The sequence below is a fragment of the Nocardia niigatensis NBRC 100131 genome, from assembly GCF_000308655.1.
Classification (GTDB): Bacteria; Actinomycetota; Actinomycetes; order Mycobacteriales; family Mycobacteriaceae; genus Nocardia; species Nocardia niigatensis.
Map to the genome: position 1 here is coordinate 101478 of NZ_BAGC01000109.1, position 24657 is coordinate 126134.

The window sequence follows — 24657 nt, forward strand, 5'->3', positions numbered from 1 at the left end:
CGTCGCCTTTCGGTTGAGGTCGGAAAAGGTAGGGAGGTAGGGGAATTCAGTCGAGCTCGTCGATGAGCGCGTAGAGCTCGTCGTCGGTCGCCGCGTCGAGATCGCCCTCGAAGCCGGTGTCGGCGGTGACCAGGCTCAGCAGTTCCCGCAGCCGGGCCGCGATGGCCGCGGCCTGGCCGGTGGCGGTGTCGGTCAGCGCGGCCGTGATGGACGGGCGCAGGCCGTCGATCAGTTCGAGCACCGGCACTTCGGTGGCGCCGGTGTCGAATCCGAGCTGCCCGGCCAGGTGTTCGGCCAGGACCGCCGGGTTGGCGTGATCGAAGATCAGCGTGGCGGGCAGCGTCAGGCCGAGTGCCTTGCCGAGGTCGTTGCGCAGCTCGACCGCCATGAGCGAGTCGAACCCGAGCTCCTGGAAGGACCGGTCCCGGCTGACGGCCGAATCGTCGTCGTGGCCGAGGGCCGCGGCGGCGCGGGCCCGGACCAGATCGGCGAGCGCCTGGATGCGCGCGTCGGGTTCGAGTCCGGCCAGCCGGGCCGTCAGATCCGGCTCGGCCGAGGCCGCCGCGGCGGCGCGCCGCGCCCGGGTGCGGACCAGTTCCCGCAGCGGTGCGGGCACCCCGGATTCGTTGGCGCGCAGGGCTTCCTGGTCGATCCGGGTGATCGCAAGCACCGGTTCCCCGGTGCGGACGGCGGCGTCGAACAGGTCCAGCGCCTCGGCCGGGTCGAGGGGCAGCAGACCCGAGCGGGCGAGCCGACGCAGGTCCACGTCCTCGAGGTGGCCGCTGAGTTCGCTGCTCCCGGCCCACAGGCCCCACGCCAGCGAGGTCGCGGGCAGGCCCTGGGCGTGCCGGTGTTCGGCGAGACCGTCGAGATAGGTGTTGGCGGCCGCGTAGTTCGCCTGCCCGGCGGTGCCGAGCAGGCCAGCCACCGAGGAGTACAGCACGAAGGCCGCGGGCTCGTGTGCGAGGGTGAGTTCGTGCAGGTGCCAGGCCGCGTCGAGCTTGGGCCGCAGCACCCGGTCGAGCTGTCCGCGGGTGAGGGCGGTGACGACACCGTCCTCGGTGAGGCCCGCGGTGTGCACGACCGCGCCGATGGCGCGGTCGCCGATGGCGGCCGCGAGCGCGTCGCGGTCGGTCACGTCGGCGGCCACGATGGCGACCCGCGCGCCGAATTCGGCCAGCTCCGAACTCAATTCGGCCGCGCCGGGAGCGGCGGGGCCGCGGCGGCTGATGAGCAGCAGGTCCCGGGCACCGTGCTCGGCCACCAGGTGGCGGGCCAGCAGTGCGCCCAGGGTGCCGGTGCCGCCGGTGATCAGGACCGTGCCCCGCGACCAGTCCGGGGTCTCCCCCGACACCTGCCGCATCCGTTCGAGCCGGGGTGCGAACAGCTCGCCGTCGCGCACCACGACGTGCGGTTCACCCGTCGCGGCGGCCCGGTCCAGGACGTCGCGCGAGCGCTCGGACTCGTCGATCTCGACGACGGTGACCCGGCCCGGGTTCTCCGCCTCCGCCGACCGGACCAGCCCGCGGATGCCCGCGTGGCCGAGTTCGCCCGCGGCGGTGACGATCGCGAGCCGCTCGCCCTCGGACTGCGCGAGCCAGTCCCGGACGGTCTCCAGGGTGGCGTGCAGCACGGCCTTGGGCGAGCCGGTGGGCGCTTCGATGATCTGCACGCCAGCACCGTCGCCCTCGGTCCGCACGGGCCGCAGCCGCGGCACGAGCAACCCGTCCACCTCGGTGGCGGCCGTGACGGCCGGGCGGGCCCGCAGGACCAGCGAATCGACGGTGGCCACCGGCGCTCCGGCCGGGTCGTCGGCGTGCAGCGACACCCGCAGCGCGTCGGTTCCGGCGTCCTCGAGGTCGATGCGCACCCGCAGCGCGGTCGCGCCGGTGGCGTGGATACGCACTCCGCCCCAGGCGAAGGGCAGCCACGACCGGGCCGACTCGTCGGTGACGCTTGGTAGCAGCGCATGCAGCGCGGCGTCGAGCAGGGCCGGGTGCAAGTCGACGGTATCGCCGTGCCGCGCCTCCGGGAGTTCGACGGCGACGAAGAGGGATTCACCGGTCCGGCGCACCCGCTTCAGTCCCTGGAACGCGGGCCCGTACTGGTAGCCGAGCTCGTGCAGCCGTTCGTAGACGCCGGTGAGATCGAACTCGGAGTCGTCGATCGTCCCGACCGTGCCCGCGGTGCGGTCCTCGGAGCGGGCGATCACGAATCCGCTGGCGTGTGTGACCCATTCGCCGTCGTCGGTGCGGCGCGAGTGGACTTCCGCAGCGCGGCGGCCGAGTTCATCGGGCAGTCCGATGCCGACCTGCACGGTGGCGCCGCCCGGGGGCAGGACCAGCGGCGCGCCGATGGTGAGTTCGGCCAGCTCGTCGCAGCCGACCCGGCGCGCCGCGTGCAGGACCATGTCGACCAGCGCGGTGCCCGCCACGACCGGCAGGCCGTCGAGGGCGTGGTCGGCCAGCCACGGCACGGATTCGACACCCAGGCGCGTGGTGAACCGGACCTCGTCGCGATTCGCGATCGGGACGGCCGCGCCCAGCAGCTCGTGGTCGGCGGCGTCCAAGCCCAGACCGGAGAGATTCAGTGTCCGGCCGGCTGGTTCGAGCCAGTACCGCTTGTGCTGGAAGGGATAGGTGGGCGCGGCGACCCGGCGCGCGCCGGTGTACAGGCTGTCCCAGTCCACGCGGTGGCCATGCATGCCCGCGATCGCCACCGCGGCGGTCAGCGTCTGCCGCTCCGAACGGCCGCGGCGCAGCACGGGTGCGGCGAAACCATCGGTGGCGGTGAGGGTCTGCTGCGCCAGCGCGGAGAGCACCCCGTCGGGGCCGATCTCGACGAAGTCGGTGACGCCGGCGTTTTCGAGGTAGCGGATGCCGTCGAGGAAGCGCACCGCGAGGCGGATGTGGCGGACCCAGTACCCGGGGTCGGTCACCTCTTCCACCGTCGCCAGGGTTCCGGTGACATTGGAAACCAAGGGGATCGTCGGCGGCCTGAAGTCCAGATGTGCGATGGCACTGTGGAATTCGTCGAGCACGTCGTCCATGTGCGGGGAGTGGAAAGCGTGGCTGACCGGCAGCTGCCGGATTCTGCGGCCGCGTTCGCGCCACAGCTCGGCCACGGCGGCGGCCGCGTCGGCGTCACCGGAGATGACGGTCGAACGGGGGCCGTTGATGGCGGCGATCACCACGGCCTCGCCGTACCCCGCCAGGTCCGGTGCCAACTCGGCCTCGGTGGCCTCGACGGCGATCATCACGCCGTGCGAGCGGGCCGCCTGCATGAGTCGTCCGCGCGCCGAGACCAGCGTCGCGGCGTCAGCCAGGTCGAGCACCCCGGCGGCGTGCGCGGCGGCGACCTCGCCGATCGAGTGGCCGGTCAGGTAATCCGGTCGCAGACCGTGACTTTCGATGGTCCGGTACAGTGCCGTCTCGACAGCGAACAGCGCGGCCTGGGCGAAATGCGTCTGGTCGAGCAGCGCCGAGTCGGCGGAGTCCTCCGGAGCGAACAGCACCTCGCGCAGCGGGCGCGCCAGACCGGGGTCCAGCAGCGCGCAGATCTCGTCGAAGACTCCCGCGAAAAGTGTTGAGGTCTCGTACAGTTCGCGGCCCATCCCGAGGCGCTGACTGCCCTGACCGGTGAACAGCATGCCCAGTTTGCCGCGTGAGCCCCGCTGCGCCCGGGCGACGGCGGTGTTCGGCCGGTCCTGAGCGATGTCGTCCAGGGCCCGGGCCAGCTCGGCGGGCTCACCGGTGATGGCGGCGCGCACATCGTGCCGCGCGCGACCGGTCGCCAGGGTGAGTCCGATATCGGCCGGGCGGGCATCGATTTCGGCCAGGTGGTCGCGCAGCCGGGCCGCGACCTCCCGCAGTCCGGCGTCGTCCTTCGCGGACAGGATCCACGGCACCGGTTGCTCCGGCGCGACCGCGACGGCGGTCCGCGGGGCGGGCTGTTCGAGGATGACGTGCGCGTTGGTGCCGCTGACACCGAACGACGACACACCGGCCCGGCGCGGTTGCCCGGTCTCCGGCCACGGCCGGGCCTCGGTCAGCAGGCGCACAGCCCCCGACGACCAGTCCACGTGCGGGCTGGGCGTTTCAGCGTGCAGGGTGCGCGGCAGCACGCCCCGGCGCATCGCCTCGATCATCTTGATCACGCCGCCCACGCCCGAAGCCGCCTGCGAGTGACCGATATTCGACTTCAACGACCCCAGCCACAGCGGGCGGTCGGCCGCGCGGTCGCTGCCGTAGGTGGCCAGCAGCGCCTGCGCCTCGATCGGGTCGCCCAGGCGGGTTCCGGTGCCGTGCGCCTCCACCGCGTCCACCTCGGCGGCGGACAGTCCGGCGTCGGCCAGCGCCGCGCGGATCACCCGCTCCTGGGCCGGGCCCGAGGGCGCGGTCAGGCCGTTGGACGCGCCGTCCTGGTTGACGGCGGTGCCGCGCAGTACCGCCAGCACCTCGTGCCCGGCGGCGCGGGCGTCGGAGAGTCGTTGCAGCACGACCAGTCCCACGCCCTCGGACCAGCCGGTGCCGTCGGCGTCGGCGCTGAAGGCCTTGCAGCGGCCGTCTGCGGACAGGCCGCGCTGTCGGGAGAACTCGACGAACGTGTTCGGAGTGGACATCACGGTGACGCCGCCGGCGACGGCGAGATCGCATTCACCGCTGCGCAGCGACTGCGCCGCCAGGTGCATGGCCACCAGCGAGGACGAGCAGGCGGTGTCGACCGTGATCGCGGGACCCTCGAAGCCGAAGGTGTAGGCCAGGCGGCCGGAGATAACGCTGGACAGGTTGCCCGCCAGCAGCAGGCCCTCGAATTCGCCCGCCGCGCCCTGCACCCGGATGGCGTAGTCGTCGTACATGGCGCCGGTGAAGACACCGGTGCGGCTGCCGCGCAGGCTCGCCGGATCTATGGCCGCGTATTCCATGGCCTCCCAGGCAGTTTCGAGCAGCAGGCGCTGCTGCGGGTCGGTGGCCGTGGCCTCGCGCGGGGAAATGCCGAAGAAGTCCGCGTCGAACAGGTCGGCGTCGTAGAGGAAGCCACCGTGCTTGGTCGAGGAGGTGCCCGGCCGTTCGGAGCGTGGGTCGTAGAGCTCGTCCACGTTCCAGCCGCGGTTGACGGGGAACTCACCGATGGCGTCGACGCCGTCGGCCACGAGCCGCCACAGGTGGCCGGGAGTGCGGACGTCGCCGGGATAGCGGCAGGCCATCCCGACGATGACGATCGGATCGTCCTGGGCGGACCGGACTTTCACCGCCACCGTGGCCGCGGCGGGCTGCTTCGGCCGCAGCAGTTCCCCGAGGTAGGTGGCCAGCGCGGTCGGCGACGGGTGGTCGAAGACGACCGTCGCGCCCAGGGTGAAGCCGGTCTCGGCGCCGATCCGGTTGCGCAGTTCGAGCCCGGCCAGCGAGTCGAAGCCCAGTTCCCGGAAGGCGCTGTCGGCGTCGAGGCCGGAAGCCGAATCATGGCCCAGCACCGCGGCGCTCACGCCCAGCACGTACTCCAGCAGCGCGTCGGCGCGCTGGTCGTCGGCGATGGCGGTCATGCGGTCGGCCCAGGTGCCGCCCGCGCTCCGGTTCCCCCGGCGCACGGGTGTGCGCAGGATGGCCGGGGCGGCCGCGGCGGGCACACCGTAGTCGATGGCCGCCGCGACGACGACCGGCTCGGGGCTGCCGAGCGCGGCGTCGAAGAGCGCCAGGCCCGCCTCGACGGTCAGCGGCGGCGCACCCAGGCGCTTCCAGCGCTCGATATCGGCCGCGGACAGACCCGTCCCCATGCCGACCGAGGTGTCCCACAGACCCCACGCCAGGGAGCGCGCGGGCAGACCCGCGGCGGCGCGATGGGCGGCAAGGCCGTCGAGATAGGCGTTGGCGGCGGCGTAATTGCCCTGCCCGGCCGTGCCGATAGTGCCCGACAGCGACGAGAACAGGATGAACGCGTCGAGATCCAATGCGGCCGTGGCCCGGTGCAACTGCCAGGCGGCGTCGACTTTCGGGCGCAGTACGGTGTGGATCTGGTCGGCGGTCAACGCGTCGATCATGGCGTCGGCGAGCGTGCCCGCGGCATGCACCACCACGCGCAGCGGACGGTCGGCCGGGATCGCGGTGAGCACCCCGGCGACGGCGTTCGGGTCGGCCATATCGGCGGCGAGCACCTCGACGGTGGCACCGGCGGCACGCAGGTCGGCGGTCAGGTCGTCGGCGCCGGGCGTAGCCGGGCCGCGGCGGCTGACCAGCAGCAGGTGGCGCACGCCGTGTTCGGCGACCAGGTGCCGGGCGAACAGCGCGCCGAGTCCGCCGGTGCCACCGGTGATCAGCGCGGTGCCGTCGGTCCGGATCGGAGTGCCGGTGAATTCGGTGGTGCGCGTGGTGACCCGGGGGATGTACAGCGCACCATCTCGGACGGCGAGCTGGGATTCCCCGGAGGCAGCTGCTCGGCCCGGCCACTCCCCGATCTCGTCCTGCACGGGAATGTCGAGCACCAGCACCCGTCCGGGGTGTTCGCCGGCGGCGACGCGGGCGAGGCCCCACACCGCGGCACCGGTGAGGTCGTCGACCCGCTCGCCCGCGGTGGTGGCCACCGCGCCACGGGTGACGAGGACGAGCGGCGAATCGGCTGCGGCGAGGTGCCGCTGGATCGATTCGGTGGCCAGGATCGTGGCCGCGTGCACCAGCTCGGGAGTGTCGCCGGGTTCGAGGACGAGGGTCTCGACTTCGGTTCCGGTGGTCTCGGATTCGAGCAGCGGCTGCCAGGCCAGGGCGTACAGCGGCGGCCTGGTGACGAAACCCTCGACGGCGGTGGGCCGGAAGTCCAGCGCCCCGATGACGGCGACCGGGGTGCCGTCGTCGGTGGTGACGGTGATCTCGGCCGAGGTGCGGCCGGTCCGGATCAGCCGGGCGCGCAGGGCGCTCGCTCCCGGCAGACTCACGCGCACAGCGGAAAACGCGTACGGCAGCAGCATCTCCCGGGGCCCGGCGGCGTCGGCCAGGTCCAGCACCAGCGGGTGCAGGACGGCGTCGAGCAGCGCGGGGTGGAGGCCGTAGCGACCGGCCTCGTCGACGCGGGCGGCGGGCAGCCGCACCTCCGCGAACAGCTCGTCGTCGGTGCGCCACCAGCGGGTCAGGCCGCGGAAGGCGGCGCCGTACTGGTAGCCGAGGCCCGCGAGCCGGTCGTAGGCGTGCTCGATCGGCTGCTCGACGGCATCCGGTGCGGGCCACTCGTTGCTGAGGCCGGGGGTGGGCGGGGCAGCGAGGTCGAAGAAGCCGGAGGCGTGCCGCGACCAGGGCGCGTCCTCGGCGCTCCGGGCGTGGATCGTGAAGGGCCGCCGCTCGTTCGCTCCGGCGACGCCGGCGATCAGCTGGACTTCCACCGAACCGTGCAGCGGCAGCGCGGCTTCCACCACGACTTCGGAAACCTGTTCGGCGCCCAGCAGATTCGCTGCCGCGACGGCGAAGTCCACGAAGGCGGCGGCGGGCAGGATGGGCGCACCGGCGATGACGTGATCGCGCAGCCAGCCGTGTTCGGCATTGGTCAGGGTGCCGCTGAAGAGCACCTCGTCCCGGTCGGCGCGGTCCACCCGGGTGGTGAGGATCGGGTGCCCGGAGGTGGGCCGCTCGGTGCCCCCGCGCAGCCAGTAGCTGCCGCGCTGGAACGCGTAGGTCGGCAATTCCACCGTAGCCGAGGGAGATTCGACCAGGGCGGTCAAGTCGGCGGGCGCGCCGTGGACATGCGCGGCGGCCAGAGCGGTCACGAAGGTGTCGTCCTCGGGGCGGCCGCGGCGCAGCAGGGGCACCGCGATCGACGCCGGGGCCGCGAAGGACTCGCGGGCCATGGCGGTGAGCACGGCGTCCGGGCCGATCTCCACGAACAGTCGAATGTCGTCGTTCTCGAGCGTGCGCACGGCGTCCAGGAAGCGCACGGTACCGCGCAGCTGACGCACCCAGTAGTCGGGCGAGGTGAGGTCGGCGTGCTCGGGTGAGAGCGCGGACACCACGGGAATCACAGGCTCGGTGAAGGACACCGACTCGGCTACGGCGCGGAACTCCTCCAGCGCGGAATCCATGTGCGCGGAGTGGAAGGCGTGGCTGACCCGTAGCGTGTGCGTGCGATGACCCGCGGCCCGCCACCGCTCGGCGACGGCCTCGGCGGCGTCGGTGTCGCCGGAGATCACCACCGAAGCGGGTCCGTTCACCGCCGCGATATCCACCGCGTACCCGTCGAGGGAGGCGGCCACCTCGTCGGCGGGCGCGCCGATGGCGATCATCGCCCCGCCCGCCCGCGCCGCCTGCATGAGACGGCCGCGCGCCGCGACCAGTTTCGCGGCGTCGGCCAATCCGATGCCACCGGCGACGTGCAGCGCCGCCAGCTCGCCGATCGAATGACCGGCCACCGCATCCGGAATCAGGCCCAGCTCACGGCACAGCGCGGCGAGCGCGACCTCCACCGCGAACACGGCGGGCTGGGTGTACTCGGTCCGGTCCAGGGCCTCGGCCCGGTCGCGGACGACCTCGCGCAGCGGCAGCGCCAGCCACGGGCCGAAAGCCGCGCACACCTCGTCGAAGGCCACGGCGAACGCCGGGAATGCGGCATACAGCTCCTGGCCCATACCGATGCGCTGCGCACCCTGGCCGGTGAACAGGAACGCGGTGCGCACGGCCCGCACGGACCGGCCCGAAACCAGCTGCGGCGCATCGGTTCCGTCGCGCAGGGCGGCCAGACCGGCTCGGAAATCCGCGTGGGTGCGGCCGACCACAACCGCGCGTTCGGGCAGCAGCGCCCGGGTCCGCACCAGCGAGTACGCGACTGCGCCGACCGACGCGTCCGGCCGCGCGGCGAGGAACTCATCCAGCTTGCCCGCCTGGCCGCGCAGGGCCTGGCGGTCGCGCCCGGACACCAGCCACGCCACCGGCCGCGCGACCGCGCCCGCCGCGGATGCGGCTGCCCCGGACGGGTCTACCGAGGATGCGGCCTCGGATCCAGCGGACATGGATGCCGTGGGTGCGGATCCGGTCGGCTCGGATGCATTCGAGGGGAATGCGGTTGTCGCGGAATCGGACTCGGCCTCTTCGAGGACCACATGGGCGTTGGTGCCGCTGATGCCGAAGGAGGACACGCCGACCCGGCGCGGGTGCTCCCCGCGCGGCCAGTCGCGGCGCTGGGCCAGCAGTTCGATGCTGCCCGCCGACCAGTCGACGTGTGGGGTGGGCGCGTCGAGGTGCAGGGTGCCGGGCAGCACGCCGTGCCGCATGGCCTGCACCATCTTGATCACACCGGCCACACCGGCGGCCGCCTGCGCGTGGCCGATGTTGGATTTCAGCGAACCCAGGTAGAGGGGCCGGCCCGAATCACGGTGTGCGCCATACGTCGCGAGCAGGGCGTCGGCCTCGATGGGGTCGCCCAGCGCGGTGCCGGTGCCGTGCGCCTCCACCGCGTCGACCGCCCCGGCGGTCAGCCCGGCGTCGGCCAGCGCCGCGCCGATGACACGCCGCTGCGCGGGGCCGTTGGGCGCGGTCAATCCGTTGGACGCGCCGTCCTGGTTGATGGCGGTTCCGCGGATGACACCCAGCACCCGGTGGCCATTGCGGCGCGCGTCGGAGAGCCGTTCCAGCAGCAGCACGCCCGCGCCCTCGGCCCACGCGGTGCCGTCCGCGGCGGCCGCGAACGGCTTGCAGCGGCCGTCGGGTGCGAGGCCGCGCTGCCGCGAAAACTCCACGAACATCCCGGGATTGGCCATCACGGCCGCGCCACCGGCGAGCGCCAGTGCGGATTCGCCCGCGCGCAGCGAGCGCACCGCGAGGTGAATGGCGACCAATGACGACGAGCAGGCGGTGTCCACGGTCAACGCGGGGCCGAGCAGGCCCAGCTGATAGGCGATGCGACCCGACATCACACTGTTGGCGGTGCCGGTCAGCACGTAACCCTCGGTGCCCGCGGCAGGCGTGTGCATGCGCGGGCCGTAGTCGGAGACGGTCGCGCCGACGAACACGCCCGTGCGGGAACCCGCGAGGGACTGCGGGTCGATGCTTGCGTGTTCGATAGCCTCCCAGGAGGTTTCGAGCAGCAGTCGTTGCTGCGGGTCCATGGCCAGCGCCTCGCGCGGCGAGATGCCGAACAGGCCCGCGTCGAACTCGTCGGCGTGCTCGAGGAAGCCGCCGAGCCGCACGTAGCTGCCGCCGGGCCGGTCCCCGTCGAACAATGCCTCGTCCCAGCCCCGGTTGGCCGGGAATTCGGTGATGGCGTCGATGCCGTCCGCCACCACCCGCCACAGGTCGTCGGGTCCGGCGATGCCGCCCGGATACCGGCAGGCCATGCCCACGATGGCGATGGGTTCGTCACCGGCGGCCGTGAACGCCTCGGCCGCAACGTCGTTCGCGGTGCCGGTGAGCGCGGCGTTCAGGTAGTCGATCAGTGCCGCGGGCGTCGGGTAGTCGAACAGCAGCCCGCCGGGCAGGCTCAGGCCGGTGGCGCGGGCGAGGGCCTTGCGCAGCTCCACCCCGAGCAGGGAATCGAAGCCGAGGTCACGGAAGCGGGCGTGGGTGTCGACGCGTTCGGTGGCGTCGAAGCCGAGGACGGCCAGGATATGGCCGGTGACCAGCGAATTCACATCGATATCCGCCACCGCCGGAGCGGCGACCGCCACCTCCGCCGGGGCGCTCGTCGCCGGCGCCGGGGCGACGGCGGGCACGGCCGCACCGCCCAGCAGCGGATACCGGCGGCGCTGGAACGGATAGGTCGGCAGGTCCACGACCCGCGCGCCGGTACCGGAGAACAGTGCGGGCCAGTCGATCCGCGCACCCCGGGTGAACAGCTGCGCCGCCGCGGTCACGATGGTGGCGGGTTCGTCACGGTCCGGGCGCAGGGCCGGGACCGCGGTGATCCGCTCCGGGTCGACGGCCGCGTCGGCGATCATGGCCGAGCACACACCGTCGGGACCGAGCTCGAATGTCTTTGTCACGCCATGGGCTTCGATGGCTCGAACCGCGTCCAGGAAGCGGACAGGTTGCCGGATGTGCTCCACCCAGTAGTCCGCCGAAGCCCACTCCTGCGCGGGTCCGCCGGTCACCGAGGACACCGCCCGCAGGGTCGGCTGCGCGAATGTCAGGGTCCGGACCAGCGCGGCGAACTCGTCGAGCATCGGCTCCATGAGCGGCGAGTGGAACGCGTGGGAGACATTGAGCCGCTTGGTCTTCCGGCCCATCGCGGCAACCAGGGCGGCAACCTCGACCGCACCGCGCTCCTGCCCGGCGATGACGACCGCGCGCGGCCCGTTGACAGCCGCGATACCCAGCTCGGGCAGTCCGGCCAGCAGTGGCGCGACTTCGGCCTCGGTGGCCTCCAACGCGATCATGGCTCCGCCGCTCGGCAACGCCTGCATGAGCCGTCCGCGCGCCGTGACCAGGGTGGCCGCGTCGGCGCGCGACAGCACTCCCGCCACGTGCGCCGCGCCGATCTCACCGATGGAATGTCCGGCGACGAAATCCGGTGCGATACCCCAGGATTGGACCAGTCGATACAGCGCCACCTGCACCGCGAACAGCGCGGGCTGCGCGTAGCCGGTCCGATCCAGGTCCTCCCCGGTGGCGATGATGTCGTGCAGCGGGCGGTCCAGGACCGGATCCAGATGCGCGGCGATGGCGTCGAATTCCGCGGCGAAGACTGGGAATTCGCGGTAGAGCTCGAGGCCCATCCCGATCCGCTGACCGCCCTGGCCGGAGAACACCACCGCCAGCTCGCCAGGCTCGACCGAGCCGGTGGCCAGTTGTGGCGCGGGCAGCCCCGCGGCGAGCGCCTCGAGCGCGCGCTGCCGGGCCGGACCGTCGCCCGCGGCGACCACGGCACGGTGGTCGAAAGTCGTTCGGTTGGTGGACAGCGACCAGCCCACATCGACGGGATCCTGCGAGGTGAGTTCCGCGAGCTGCTTCGCCTGACTCGCGAGCGCTTCGGGCGTCCGCGCTGAGAGCACCCACGGCGCGACCGCGAGCGGACGGCCCGTTGCGGCCACCGGCTCGGTCTCCGGTGCTTCACCGAGCACCACATGGCAGTTGGTGCCGCCCAAGCCGAACGAGCTCACGCCCGCGATCAGCGGCACCGTGGGTTCGGGCCACGCCGAAAGCTCGTTCTGTACCGCGAGATTCAGTTCGCCGAACGGGATCGAGGGGTTCGGGGTCGCGAAGTTCAGGCTCGGCGGCAGCTGCCGATGCCGCAGGCACAGCAGCACTTTGAGCAGTCCGGCCAGCCCGGCCGCGCCCTCCAGGTGCCCGATATTGGTCTTCACCGATCCGATCGGCAGCGGCCGGGTCCGCCCCGACCCCAGCACCGCGCCGAGCGCGGCCGCCTCGATCGGATCGCCGACCGGCGTCCCGGTGCCGTGCGTTTCGACGTACTGGACCTGCGCGGCGGACACCCCGGCACGCCGGTACGCCTCCCGCAGGACCTGCTCCTGGGCGGCCTGCCCGGGGACCGTGAGTCCCTCGGTCGCGCCGTCGTTGTTGACCGCGCTGCCGTGAATCACCCCGTGGATGCGGTCACCGGCCGCGATGGCGTCGGCCAGCGGCTTGAGCAGCAGCGCGACCGCGCCCTCACCACGCACGAAACCGTCGGCGCCGGCGTCGAAGGCGGCCGACGTGCCGGTGGGCGAGAGCCCGCCGAAGCGCTCGGTCGCGACCGCGGTCGCCGCGGACAGGTTCAGGTTGACTCCCGCCACCAGAGCCGTGGACGCCTCACCGGTGCGCAGGCTCTGGCAGGCCAGGTGCACGGCCACCAGAGCCGAGGACTGCACCGAGTCCACGGTCAGGCTGGGCCCGTGCACGCCGAGGAAGTAGGAGACCCGATTGGCGATCACGCCGCGGCTGGCGCCGGTCAGGCTGTGGTGGGTGATGGCGTTCTCGGGCAGGGTGCCCAGCAGGGCGGCGTAGTCGTCACGGTGGGCGCCGACCAGCACCGCGGTGTCGCCGCCGCGCAGCTGCTCGGGCCGGGTGCCGGCGTCTTCCAGGGCCTCCCAGGCGAGTTCGAGCACCAGCCGCTGCCGCGGATCCATCGCGGCCGCCTCGCGCGGGGAGATCCCGAAGAACGGCGCGTCGAAGCCCTCGACATCGGCCAGGAAAGCGCCGCGCCGCTCCGGACGGTCCCCCGCCCCGGCGTACGCCGCGCGGTCTTCGGGCCAGGAGGAGATGGCGCTGGCACCCGAGCTCAGCAGTTCCCAGAACTCGGCGGGGTTGCCCGCGCCGGGTAGGCGGCACGCGAATCCGATGACGGCGATCCCGGCATTATCGGTGGCGTTGTTGGAACTCAAAACGGCTCTCCCCCTTGCCCATTCGGCACGTGGTGTGGAACTGACGCCATCGGAGGGCGCGATTTCAACGTAGCCGCGCGGTCGGAACAGGTTGGTAATCCGTTGGTAATTAGGTTATTTCGACCACACCGCGGTGCCGGTGGCTCGTTCCCGGATCTCCGTGTGCAGCGCGGCGGCGTGCTCGTTGAGGAAGAAATGGCCGCCGCGAAACTCGCGCAGTTCGAACTCGCCGTGCGTGTGCGCACGCCATTCGGCCATCTCGGCGACCGTGGTCTTGGGGTCGTCGTCCCCGGTGAATGCCGTTATCCCGCAGCGGACCCGCGCCCCATCGGTCCAGCGGTAGCGTTCGATGGCGCGGTAGTCGCCCCGGATGACCGGCAGCACCATGGCCGCGATCTCCGGATCGGCGAGCGCCGCGGCGTCGGTCGCACCCAGGCGGACGACATCGTCGAGCAGATCGGCATCACCGGCCAGGTAGGTGCGCTCGTCGCGGCTGGTCGCGGGCGCGCGGCGGCCGGAGACGAACAGTTCGGTCAGCCGGGTCCCGGACCGTTCCAGCCGCAGCGCGACCTCGAAGGCGAGGATCGCCCCCATGCTGTGCCCGAAGAACGAGGTGGGCCGGTACAGCCACGGAAGCAACTCCGCGGCAATGTGATCGGCGAGCTGGCCGATATCGTCGACGACCGTTTCGGTGCGGCGTTCCTGGCGGCCTGGATATTGCACGGCGAGCACATCGATTTCGGGCGCGAGGGCCTGCATCCATTTGAAGAAATAACTCGCGGATCCACCCGCGTGCGGAAAACAAACCAATCGGTGCGGAGCGTCGGGAGCGGGACCGAATCGGCGAATCCACGCGCTCGGAGAAGGGTTGCCGGACAGACGTTTTTCCATCACACGAATTCCCTTTTTGTATACCGAACGGTTTCGCGCCGGGCACCGGGGAGGGGTACCCGGCGCCCGGCGCGAATCGATCAGGAGTTTCAGCCCATCAGGCCAAGCTGCTGCGACATCTCGAAGTTGTCGTAGCTGATGCGCCAGTAGCTGATCAGGCCGTCACGGAACTCGTAGGTGTCCATGCCCTCCAGATCGAACTTGCGCCCGGTGGCCGCGACCGGCTCCTCCGGGTGCTCCGGCGGCCAGCCCGAGATGCCGCCGGACAGAGTGCCCGTCCCGTGCCAGGGCACCACGATGCGGTTGCCGTCCAGGGACACCAGCGGCGCGCCGGTCGCCTCGAACCGCATGTCCGGGAACGCCTTGTAGGTGATCTGGGCGAAGAGCCGGAAGTCTGCGTGCCCCTTGCTGAACCGGCCGAACATGGCCGGGTCCTCCACCAGAATGTCGTCGGTGCACATCGCCAGCTGTGCGTCGATGTCGGCGGAGTTCACCGCCTGGTACCAGCGGCCCATGAAGTCGCCGATGGTGTCGGCGTCGGGCAGCGCCCCACCCAACCCGGCGCGAGCCTTGCGGTAGCGGTCGTCGAAGTACTCGATCTTCTCGAGCGATGTCATCGGATGCCTCCAGGGTGATCCGGTAGTGCGGTCAATCGTCGCCGCGAACGGCCAGGGCGTGGGTGAAGTGGCCGCGTGGGTCCCACTTCGCCTTGATCTCCCGCAGGCGGGGCAGGGCGGCGCCGAAGTAGAGCTCCTGCCACGGAATCGGCGCGGTGTGCAGCGCCGGGTCCTGCGGATCGGTATCGGTGTAGTTCAGGACCGCGCCGTCATTCGCCCCGCCCCGTCCTGGCACCCCGCCGGTCGCGGCGTAGACCTCGCCGTAGAAGCGGCGCAGCCAGGCCAGCTGGGCCGCGTCCTCCTCCGGCGTCGCCCACATCACGATGTAGAGCATCTTTATGATCGAATCACGCTGTGGGGCAGCGGTTTCCGTGGAATCGACAGTGTTGACGTGGCCGCCGTACCCGGCGATCTCCACCAGGGTGGCCGAGTTGTCGAACGCCGGATCGGTGAGGTTGCGATACAGGGCGGCCACCTGGTCGGCCGGCAGCGCGGTGCGCAGGTAGGCCGACTTGGCCTTGAAGCGCCCCTTGCCTTCCCAGCCGTCACCGCCCAGATCCGCCCACGCGGTGACGTGGGAGATCCACTCGACCCGCTTGCGCGCGTCGACCCGGTAGGTGATGCCCGCGCCTTCGGCCATGGCGGCCAGGAACTCGTCGAGCAGCCGGTCGGCGTCCGGGGTGGCCGCGTCGATCTGCGAGGACATCAGGAACTCACCGGCCGAGATGTGCCGCGGCTTCAGCGCGCTGAACAGATTCACGTACGGCGAGTCGACGCCCGCGTGCTTCTCGTGCCAGGCGGTGAAGGTGGTGAGCAGCTTGCCGAACGCGTCCTCAGTCAGCTGATCCCAGGACCAGACGACCTCGGAGACGATCAGTTCCTCCGGGGCCGTGGGCAATTGGCCGGCCGGTTCGCTGCCCGTCGCGCCGGGCGCGCGCAGCCAGAACTTGGTGACCAGCCCGTAGGTGGCGCCACCGCCGCCGGTGTGCGCCCACCACAGGTCCCGGTTCGGGTCGTCGGCCCGCCGGGTCGCCACGACCTTGCCGGCCTTGCCGTCGGCATCCACGACGACTACCTCGACGGCCTCGAGGTAGTCGACGAGATGCCCGAACTGACGCGACAGCGGACCGTATCCCGCGTTCGTCATCTGCCCGCCCAGCGCGACCGGCGGACCGATCCCGGCCGGGACGGTGACATGCCAGCCGTCGTACAGCTTCTGGTACAGGTCGGCGGTGCTGATGCCGGGGCCCACCGCGAACGCGGACAGCTCGGCGTCGTACTCGACCGAATTCAGTTGCGACGCACTGATGATGACCTGGACCTCGGGGTTGACGATCAGGTCCTCGTAGCACGCGCCACTGCTCTGCAGCGCGAAGCGCACGCCGCGATCGAGCACGTGCTGCACCGCCGCCACGGCCTCATCGGCCGTCTTGGGCAGCAGCACATACTCCGGGGCGCCGCTCCACCGGCCGTTGAAGCTGGCCGTGAGCACGCCGTAGCGCTCATCGTCGGGTGTCACCCGCTCGACATCGAAGGTTTCGATCATGGTGTGTCTCTCCTTCTGTCTGTTCAGGCGATCGGCGCCAGGCGGGCCCCGTCCGCGTCGCGAATCTCGCGGCATACATCGCGCAAGGCGACGATCAGCCGTTCGATTTCGGACATGGTGAGGTGGACCGACGGCTCGAACCGCAGGGTGTACACCGCGCTCGAGGTGGGGAAGGTGCGAATGTTGTGCTCGCGCAACAGGAAACCCGACACGTAGTAGCCGAAGAAGCCACTGCCGTCGAGTTCGCGCAGCACCGGTGAGGCCGACTCGGCCAGGTTCGCGAATTCCAGTCCGGCCATCAGGCCCCGGCCCCGCACGTCCGCGATCACGGTGGGGAACTCGGCCCGCAGCCCGCGCAGCGCGGTCAGCAGTTCCGAACCACGCTGGGCCGCAGTGCGATACACCTCGCCGTCGTTCGCCTCGAGCATGGTGAGCACCTTCTCCGCCATCAGGCAGGAGAAGCTGTCCTTGGCGAAGGTCGAGCTGTGCATCATCTCGAAGTCGCGCAGGTACCGGGACTCGCGCACCAGCAGCACCGCGGCCTTGGCGATACCGCCGCCCAGGCTCTTGGCCATGGCGTAGTAGTCGCCCCGCAGACCCAGGTGGCTGCTGGACAGGAAGGCGCCGGTCCGGCCCATCCCGGCCTGGATCTCGTCGACGACGACCGGGATGCCGAGGTCGGCGGCTACCCGGTTGACGTCCTTGGCGAACTCCACCGGCACCTCGTGGATACCGCCCTCGCCCAGGATCGGTTCCAGCACCAGGGCGCAGAACACCGGGAACGCCCGCGGCGTCACGCGCACCTGGCCGTCGGCGATCTCCAGGTCGTGCAGGTCGCGCCGCTCGGCGGCGACGATCTCGTCGAGCGCGCCGGGCTGGTCCATCGGCACGAACCGGGCCTGGGCGGCCAGCGCCGAGAACACCGACCGGTAGATCGGGTTGTAGGTGAGCTGGACGCTGCCCGCGAGCTTGCCGTGAAAGGATCCGACGGGGCTCAGGAACAGCGGCGTGCTCGCGAACAACGCGTCGTTGTGCGGGGTCGCCGCGGCCACCAGGGCCTCGATGTCGCCCGACGCCCGCCCGTCCGCGACCGCGGCGCGCGCGGCCTCGACATTGGCCTCGAGTTCGGCCCGCAGCCCGGCGATCCGCGCGAAACGTTCGAACTCGGCGTGCTTCATGGCGGCCTCGATGGCCTCCGCACCGCTGTTGGCGAAGATCGCGAAGTAGTTCTCGTCGTCGCCCAGCTCGCGCCGGATGATCGAATTCAGCTGGAACACCACCCGATTGGCGTACGAGTGGCGCGAGAACTGGGCGTGGATCGGCGTCTGCCCTGCCAGCAGTTCGCGGGCGTGCTCGATCAGCTCGGGATTGCTGTGCCCGAGCAACGTCGAGCCGTAGCCGCCGACGAAGTCGAGGACGGCGATCTCCTGACCGTCCTTGCGGTAGTACAGGGTGTCGGCCTCACCGCGGGTGTACTCGACATCGAGCCCGGCCGTGGCCAGCACCCCGAGCAGATACGGTTCGGCGTAGTCCTGTGTGTTCTCGATCGTGGTCATCGGCTCTGGACCTCTCCGGCGCGCACCAGGTTGAGGATCTCTCCCGCAACGGTTTCCGGCGCCTGCTGCGGCTGCCAGTGCGAGGTCTTCTCCATCGTGACCAGCCGGTACAGGCCGGTGACGTGCTGGGCGGTCTCAGTGACCGCGAGCTTGCTGACGGCGGTGTCGGTGACACTCCAGACGAAGGTCGTCGGCACCGTCACCGGGCCGAAGCCGAACGGCTCACCGAGCAGGTTGTTGGCGCGGTACCAGTTCAGCGCGGCCTCGAGCACGGCCGGGTCGCTGTGCTTGGTGACGTAGCGGCTCACCTGTTCCGGGGTCAGCACGCCCTCCCCCGCCTGGGCGAACCAAGCCCACAGCTGGGCGGCGTCGTCGGCCAGGAACTGCGCGGCCGAGTCGGCCGACATGAGGAACTCGACATACTGCGAGCTGTGCTGCTGCTCGGCGTCGACCCGGTAGGCGTACTGGTAGGCGTCCAGGTGCGGGATCGCCAGCGCGACCAGGCTGCGCACCCGATCCGGGTGGCGCGCACCGAGATACCACGCGACCGCGGCGCCCCAGTCGTGACCGACCACGTGCGCGGACTCGACGCCCAGCGCGTCCAGGATGCCGAGCGCGTCGGCGACCAGGTTCGGCAGCGCGTAGTCGCCGACCTGGGTCGGCCGCGCGCCGTCGGAGTAGCCACGCTGATCCGGGGCGATGGTGCGCAGTCCGGCCTCGTGCAGGATGGGCGCCACCTCGTTCCAGGACTCGCGGCTGTGCGGGAAGCCGTGCAGCAGCAGCACGGCCGGGCCGTCGGCGGGGCCCGCGACGTCGACGTCGAAGGTGAACTCGCCCAGGCTGATTCGTTCCACGGTCATGATTACTCCGCGAAGATCTTGGCTTCGAGGGCCGGCTCGTGCAGCACCGTGGCGGGGTCGGCCAGGCCGATGACGCGCTGGTAGGCGCGCGACACGTCGCCGTCGCGGGCGGCCGCGTCCTGGACCTTCGCGATGAAGGCGTGCGCCTCGAGGATCTCAGGGGTGCGCTCACCCTGGACCTCGGGGTAGCTCAGGTCGGCGCCGATGGCCATGTCCCAGCAGCCGTCGATGGCCTCGGCGGCCAGATCGCGGAAGTAGGCCAGCGGGTCGATCTCGCCCTCGGCCTGCACGTGCTTGCGCAGCACGGCCGAACCCATGGCGGCGACCGTCATGCCCTGCGCGTAGCTGGGGTTGAAGCTGGCCACCGCGTCACCGATCACCAGGAAACCGGCCGGGAAGTCGGTCATGCGCTGGTAGTGGCGGCGCAGGTTGGTGGGGAATTTGTAGGCGACCGGGTCGTTGAGCGGCACGGCCTGCTGCAGCGTCTCGTAGATGTCCGGCGCGGCAAGGGTTTTGATGAACGCCAGGAAGCCCTCGGGATCGGTCGGCGGGTGGTCACCGAGGATGCCGTAGGCGGTCACGATGGCGCGGCCGCCGTCGATCTTCTGGCAGATGCAGCCGCGCGGCACACCGGCCGAGGCGACGGTGTTGATCGAGATGTCGTCGCCGAAGGCCTCGTCCGGGATGCGGTAGTACCGGGTGGCGTACCCCATGCCGATCTTGTGCTTCTCCTCCTCGACGCGCCCGAACTCGAGGTCGTCGAGCCAGACCGACGCCCGCGAGCCACGCCCCGAGGCATCCACAACCAGCTCGGCGGGGATCAGGGTTTCGTGCGAGTTCTCCGGGAAGACCCAGACACCGGCGATCCGCTTGCCGGCCTCGACCACTTCGAGGCGGCTGATGTCGGACTGTTCGGCCAGCTCGACATTGGGCAGGGCCAGTACCCGCTCGCGAATGTGCGCCTCGAAGAATGGGCGGCTCGCAGTCAGGCAAACCAGCCCGGAGTCGACCTGAACCAGGCGCTTGCCGTTGATGATCCAGCGCACGTCCTTGGACGCGTCACCGATGGCCGCACCGTCGGCGACCATCTTGTCGGTCAGGCCGGGAAACAGCTCCTCGGCGATCTGCTGGCCGCGCGACAGCAGACCGTGCAGGTGGTGTCCCTGCGGCAGGCCGCGCCGCAGCAGATTCGGGCCGGTGAGGTGGTCCCGGTCGACAAGGGTTACCCGCTCGTACTTCTCGGCGAGCACGCGGGTGGCGAACAAACCGGCGAGCCCACCCCCCAATACGACGGCGCGGTTCTCTCCACGGCTGGTCATGCCTGTCTCCTCTGCTCGTACCGCTCATGCCAGTGGCCTGCCGCCCGTTCGCGCGCGGCCACGGGGTGAACGTATCCACGGGCGGCTCACCGACCGGTCATCGTGGAGAAACTGGACACGAATCCTGCTGGTAGGAGCGGCTTTTCGAGGAGGCCGTTCAGTCCACGCGCCGGACGTCGAGGACCGCCTTGCCCGGGATCCGGCGGTTCACCAACGCGTCGGCGGCCCGCTGGTAGTCGGTCCAGTCACCGCGCCAGCCGATCGCCAGATCGAGCTCCCCGCGCTCGGCGAAACCGACGAGTTCGGCGAGCTCGCCGCCGAGCGGGGTGCCGATGACGAAGGTCTCGATCCGCCCGCGATCGACCCGCATCCGGGCCTCCTCGAAGTCGATGACGGTCGCCTCTCGCGAGGCCTTGCCGACCGCCACGACGGTGCCGCCGTTCTCGAGCCGCAGATAGGCGTCGGCCAGCTGCTGTCCCCCGACGTTGTCGACCGCCCCGAACACCCGGCCGCGCAAGGCCGCGGGACCGATGATCACCTCGGCCGCGCCGAGTTCGGTCAGCCCGGTCGCGCGCGCCGGATTGCCCACCGAGGCAACGACTTCCGCACCAGCGAGGTGCGCGAGCTGCACCGCGTACCGGCCGACGCCACCGGAAGCGCCGGTCACCAGCACACGGCGCCCAGTGATGGGGCCGAGCCGCCGCACCGCCTGCAACGCGGTGACCGCGGCGACCGGCAGGGCCGCGGTGGCGCCCAGATCCAGGGTGTCGGGCACGACGGCCAGTTCCGCGGTGCCGACCGCGCGCTGCTCGGCCCAGGCGCCGGACCAGCCGAAGGTCACCACGCGGCTCCCCGCGGGCGGACCCGAACCGTCGGCCGCGGGGACGACGACGGTCCCGGCGGCATCCCAGCCGGGGACGGTGCCGGTGGGCAGGTCGGGTACCCGGAAGGCGACCTCCCCGAAGTTGAACGAGAACGCAGCGACGTCGATTAGCGCTTGCGACGGTCCCGGAACCGGGGCGGGCGCGTCGCCCAGGCGCAGCATGTGCGGGGCGGCCTGGTCGTGTACGAGTGCCTTCATATCCTTGTCTCCTCTGCAGGGCCGGCGCGGGCGTCGGCGGAAATGGCCCGGGCGCACGGCCGCCCCGATCCCGACCTGGTTCGGAGTCGGGAATCGGGGCGGCCGTGGCGATTTCAGTACGGGGTGACTCAGCCCAAGGTCGGGTAGTCGGTGTAGCCGACCTGGTCACCGCCGTAGAAGGTCGCCTGGTCGGCGGTGTTGTAGGGTCCTCCCGCCTTGATCCGGGCGTCCAGGTCCGGGTTGGCCAGCCACAGGGTGGCCAGCGCGATCGCGTCCGCCACACCGGATTCCAGCGCCTCGACGCTGGCTTCGACGGTGGCGGGGAACGCCTCGGGGGTGGGGTGCGGGTTGAGGATGAAGCCGTTGGACCAGGCCGCGCGCAGCTTGGTGGTCAGTTCGCGGTCACCGCCCTCCATGATGTGCACGTAGGCGATGTCCAGGTCGGCGAGCTTGGCCAGCAACTCGACGTAGAGCGGGGCCGGGTCGGCTTCCTCGATGTGGTTGAACGGGTTGCCGGGCGAGAGCCGGATGCCGGTGCGGTCGGCGCCGATCGCCTCGGCCACCGCGGCCACCACCTCGGTGACGAAGCGGATGCGGTTGGCGATCGAGCCGCCGTAGTTGTCGGTGCGCAGGTTGGTGTTGTCGGCCAGGAACTGGTGCAGCAGATAACCGTTCGCACCGTGCACCTCGACACCGTCGAAGCCGGCCGCGATAGCGTTGCGCGCGGCGGCGGCGAAGTCGGCGATGGTGGTGGCGATGTCCTCGGCGGTCATCTCCCGCGGCTCCGGGTGGTCGATCATCCCGTTGGGAGTGAACAGCTGCTCACCGGAGACCACCGCGGACGGGGCCAGCGGCAGCGCGTTGTCCGGGTACAGCATTGGGTGACCGATGCGCCCGCAGTGGGTGAGCTGCGCGACGATCCGGCCGCCGGCGTTGTGCACGGCGTCGGTGACCACGCGCCAGGCCGCGGTCTGCGCCTGGTTGTGCAGGCCCGGGGTCAGGAAGTAGCCCTGGCCGATGACGCTGGGCTGGATGCTCTCGCTGATGATCAGACCGGCACTCGCCCGCTGCGTGTAGTACTCGGCGGTGAGCTCGGTAACGAGCCCGTCCAGGGTGGCCCGGTTGCGGGTCATCGGCGCCATCACCAGACGGCTCGGCAGCTGCAACTGGCCGATCGAGACCTGCTCGAACAGAGTGCTCACCTTGTACTCCTTGCTGGATCGATTTGCGCGCCGGAATGTGCGCGCAATTACTTGATTGGATCAAGCATGATGGTGGCACAAGTGATTTATCCAATCAAGTACCTTCGTCAAGTCTTGGCTTAGAATTTTCCGCATGGCAGTACCGGCAGGTCCCGTGAGCGCATCCACCGACGTCGAACGCGTGATGTTCGAATTCGTAGACGCCTACAACCACGCGTTCGAGGACGCCGCCCACGAGCACGGCATGAGCATGGCCCACGCCTGCGTCCTGGGCCGGGTCGAGACGCCCCGCGGGATGGGCGAACTCGCCGAGGAACTCGGCTGCGACGCCTCCAACATCACCCAGATCGTGAGGCGCCTCGAGGCCCGCTCCCTGGTGCTGCGGCAGCCCGATCCGGCGGATCGACGCTTCCGCCGCATCCAGCGCACACCCGAGGGTGAGGCCGTCAATGACGCGTTCGAGGACTCCTTCGACTTCCCCCGCCGCGCGGTCGCCAATCTGACCCCCGACGAACAACAACAACTGGCCGACCTTCTTCGCAAGGCACTCACCCCGCCCCGGTAACAACACCGGCAACGGCCACACCAATCCCACTGCGGCACAACGCTACTCTGGGCTGATACCCGAATCAATCTGCGCCGCAGCCTGAAACAACGCTCTCACCAGCGCGAATACCACCCTGATGTCCGGACGATGACCGGGCGATGACGCCCGCGGCGATATTTTCACCGCAGACGTGTCGCGGACACGTCGAATACGGAAGCTGCAAGAGGTATTCGGAGGCGCGCGGTGACCAGTCAACAGCAGGACATCACAATCGGGGATCCGGCTCCGGGACCACCGGGGGATACGTTCGGACACATCGAGGTTCGCGGCATCGACTTCGTTCCGCCGGAGGAGCGGCGCGGAACGCCCCGCGAGTTGTTCACCATCTGGGCGGCATCGAATGTCGCCTACATCTACATCGTGCTCGGCGGCTCGGCGCTACTGCTCGGCCTGTCGCTGTGGCAGGCGCTAGCGGTCGTCGTGGTGGGCAACGCATTCTGGCTCGGCGTCGGCACTCTCGCGGTCAGCGGCCCGGCGGCCGGCACGCCGAGCGTGGTGATCATGCGCTCCATGTTCGGCATTCGCGGTAATCGAGTGTTCGGAGCCGGCCTCAACTGGCTGATCGCCATCTCCTACGAGGCCATCAACCTCTCTTTCGGTTCGCTCGCAGCCTTCGCTCTGGCCCAGCACCTCGGAATCACGGTGTCGACGCCGTTGAAGCTGGTGATCGTCGGCGTCATCGCTGTCCTCACCTTCACGATCAGCATCTACGGTCACGCGACGATCGTGCGGCTGAGCCCGTTCTTCACGGCCGCCCTGATCATCTGCTGTGTGCTGCTGGCTGTCTTCGTCTTCGGGCACGCGAAGTTCGATTACGCTCCTGCCCAGCCGCTTTCGGGTGGAGCGTTGTGGTCGGCACTGCTCGTCGGTGTGGCGCTCATCGCATCGGCGCCGCTGTCGTGGACCGTCGGCGCGGACTACGCGCGGTACCTGCCCAAGTCGGTATCGAAGCGGGCGGTGCTGGGCTGGACCGCACTCGGCGGCTTCGTGCCCGCGGTCGCGCTGGGGATCATCGGCGTAGTCGCCGGCACGAGCGTCGACATGAGTGATCCCCAGACTTCGCTGAAGGACATCCTCCCGGGATGGTTCTATCCGGTGTTCCTCGCCGTGATCGTCGTGGGCGCGATCACCACCAATGTCCTCACCACCTATTCGTCCGGCCTCTGCCTGCAGGGGCTGGGCGTCAGGATGCGGCGCTCGCAGACAGTGTTCATCGATGGCGTCCTCGGTGGCGCGATCACCTATTACGCGCTGTTCGTCGCCGATGACTTCCTCGCGACCTTGAGTCGCTGGCTGGAACTCACGGTCGTGGTCCTGGGTCCGTTGGTCGCCATCTACGTCACCGATATCGTGTTGCGCCGCAACAGGTATGACGGGCTGTCCCTGAACGACGAACGGCCTGCGAGCGCGCAGTGGTACACCGCAGGTTTCAATGTCGCCGGAGTCACCGCGATCATCACCGGCGGCATCTCGGCGGGCCTGTGCATCCATACCGCCTCGTGGGAGGGACCGGTCGCCTCGGCACTCGGCGGCGCGGACCTTTCGGCTCAGATCGGCCCGGCCGTCGCCGCCGCCGTCTATGTGCTGCTCACCCGTGCGGTCTATCGCCCGCGGCACAGCGCGAGATGAGCGCGTGATCAGCCGACGGGTCGTGGCACGGTGCCCAAAAGCATTGGAGGGAATCATGATT

Annotated in this window: 11 protein-coding genes; 2 read left to right on the forward strand and 9 right to left on the reverse strand. The window is 70.6% G+C overall.

The features are described from left to right. Positions 1-46: 46 nt before the first annotated feature. The 9 genes from ON33_RS33460 to ON33_RS33500 all read right to left on the reverse strand — a co-directional run bounded on the left by ON33_RS33460 (position 47) and on the right by ON33_RS33500 (position 22360). Positions 47-13288 carry a type I polyketide synthase gene (locus ON33_RS33460; RefSeq protein ID WP_040863149.1) on the reverse strand — a complete coding sequence of 4414 codons (13242 nt, stop codon included), beginning with the start codon at positions 13286-13288 and terminating at the stop codon, positions 47-49. A 114-nt stretch (positions 13289-13402) separates the two neighbouring features. Further along, on the reverse strand, positions 13403-14179 hold the full coding sequence (locus tag ON33_RS33465) for a thioesterase II family protein (RefSeq protein WP_051153292.1): 777 nt from the start codon (positions 14177-14179) through the stop codon (positions 13403-13405). A gap of 89 nt (positions 14180-14268) precedes the next feature. Continuing rightward, the gene (locus ON33_RS33470) at positions 14269-14796 is read right to left on the reverse strand and encodes an ester cyclase (protein ID WP_040863150.1); all 528 of its coding nucleotides are present in this window, start codon (positions 14794-14796) and stop codon (positions 14269-14271) included. A gap of 31 nt (positions 14797-14827) precedes the next feature. Then, a complete protein-coding gene (locus tag ON33_RS33475) occupies positions 14828-16342 on the reverse strand; it encodes an FAD-binding oxidoreductase (protein WP_040863178.1) in 1515 nt (504 codons plus the stop codon). 23 nt (positions 16343-16365) lie between these two features. Further along, positions 16366-17898: an aspartate aminotransferase family protein gene (locus ON33_RS33480; protein WP_040863151.1), complete on the reverse strand. Its 1533-nt coding sequence runs from the start codon at positions 17896-17898 to the stop codon at positions 16366-16368. Next, entirely contained in the window at positions 17895-18758 is an 864-nt protein-coding gene (locus ON33_RS33485) for an alpha/beta fold hydrolase (protein WP_040863152.1), read from the reverse strand. Before ON33_RS33485 ends, ON33_RS33480 begins: the two co-directional genes overlap by 4 nt. A 2-nt stretch (positions 18759-18760) precedes the next feature. Then, complete coding sequence (locus ON33_RS33490) at positions 18761-20077, reverse strand: FAD-dependent oxidoreductase (RefSeq protein WP_040863153.1); 1317 nt, start codon at positions 20075-20077, stop codon at positions 18761-18763. Between the two features lie 157 nt (positions 20078-20234). After that, positions 20235-21158 (reverse strand): zinc-binding dehydrogenase, encoded by a 924-nt coding sequence (locus ON33_RS33495; protein ID WP_040863154.1) that lies wholly within the window; start codon positions 21156-21158, stop codon positions 20235-20237. Between the two features lie 128 nt (positions 21159-21286). Further along, the gene (locus ON33_RS33500) at positions 21287-22360 is read right to left on the reverse strand and encodes an alkene reductase (protein ID WP_040863155.1); all 1074 of its coding nucleotides are present in this window, start codon (positions 22358-22360) and stop codon (positions 21287-21289) included. Positions 22361-22493: 133 nt separating this feature from the next. Here ON33_RS33500 and ON33_RS33505 point away from each other — a divergent pair, with 133 nt between their 5' ends. Both ON33_RS33505 and ON33_RS33510 read left to right on the forward strand, forming a co-directional pair. Then, on the forward strand, positions 22494-22925 hold the full coding sequence (locus tag ON33_RS33505; protein WP_040863156.1) for a MarR family winged helix-turn-helix transcriptional regulator: 432 nt from the start codon (positions 22494-22496) through the stop codon (positions 22923-22925). 225 nt (positions 22926-23150) lie between these two features. Next, positions 23151-24596 (forward strand): purine-cytosine permease family protein, encoded by a 1446-nt coding sequence (locus ON33_RS33510; RefSeq protein ID WP_051153294.1) that lies wholly within the window; start codon positions 23151-23153, stop codon positions 24594-24596. Positions 24597-24657: the final 61 nt, after the last annotated feature.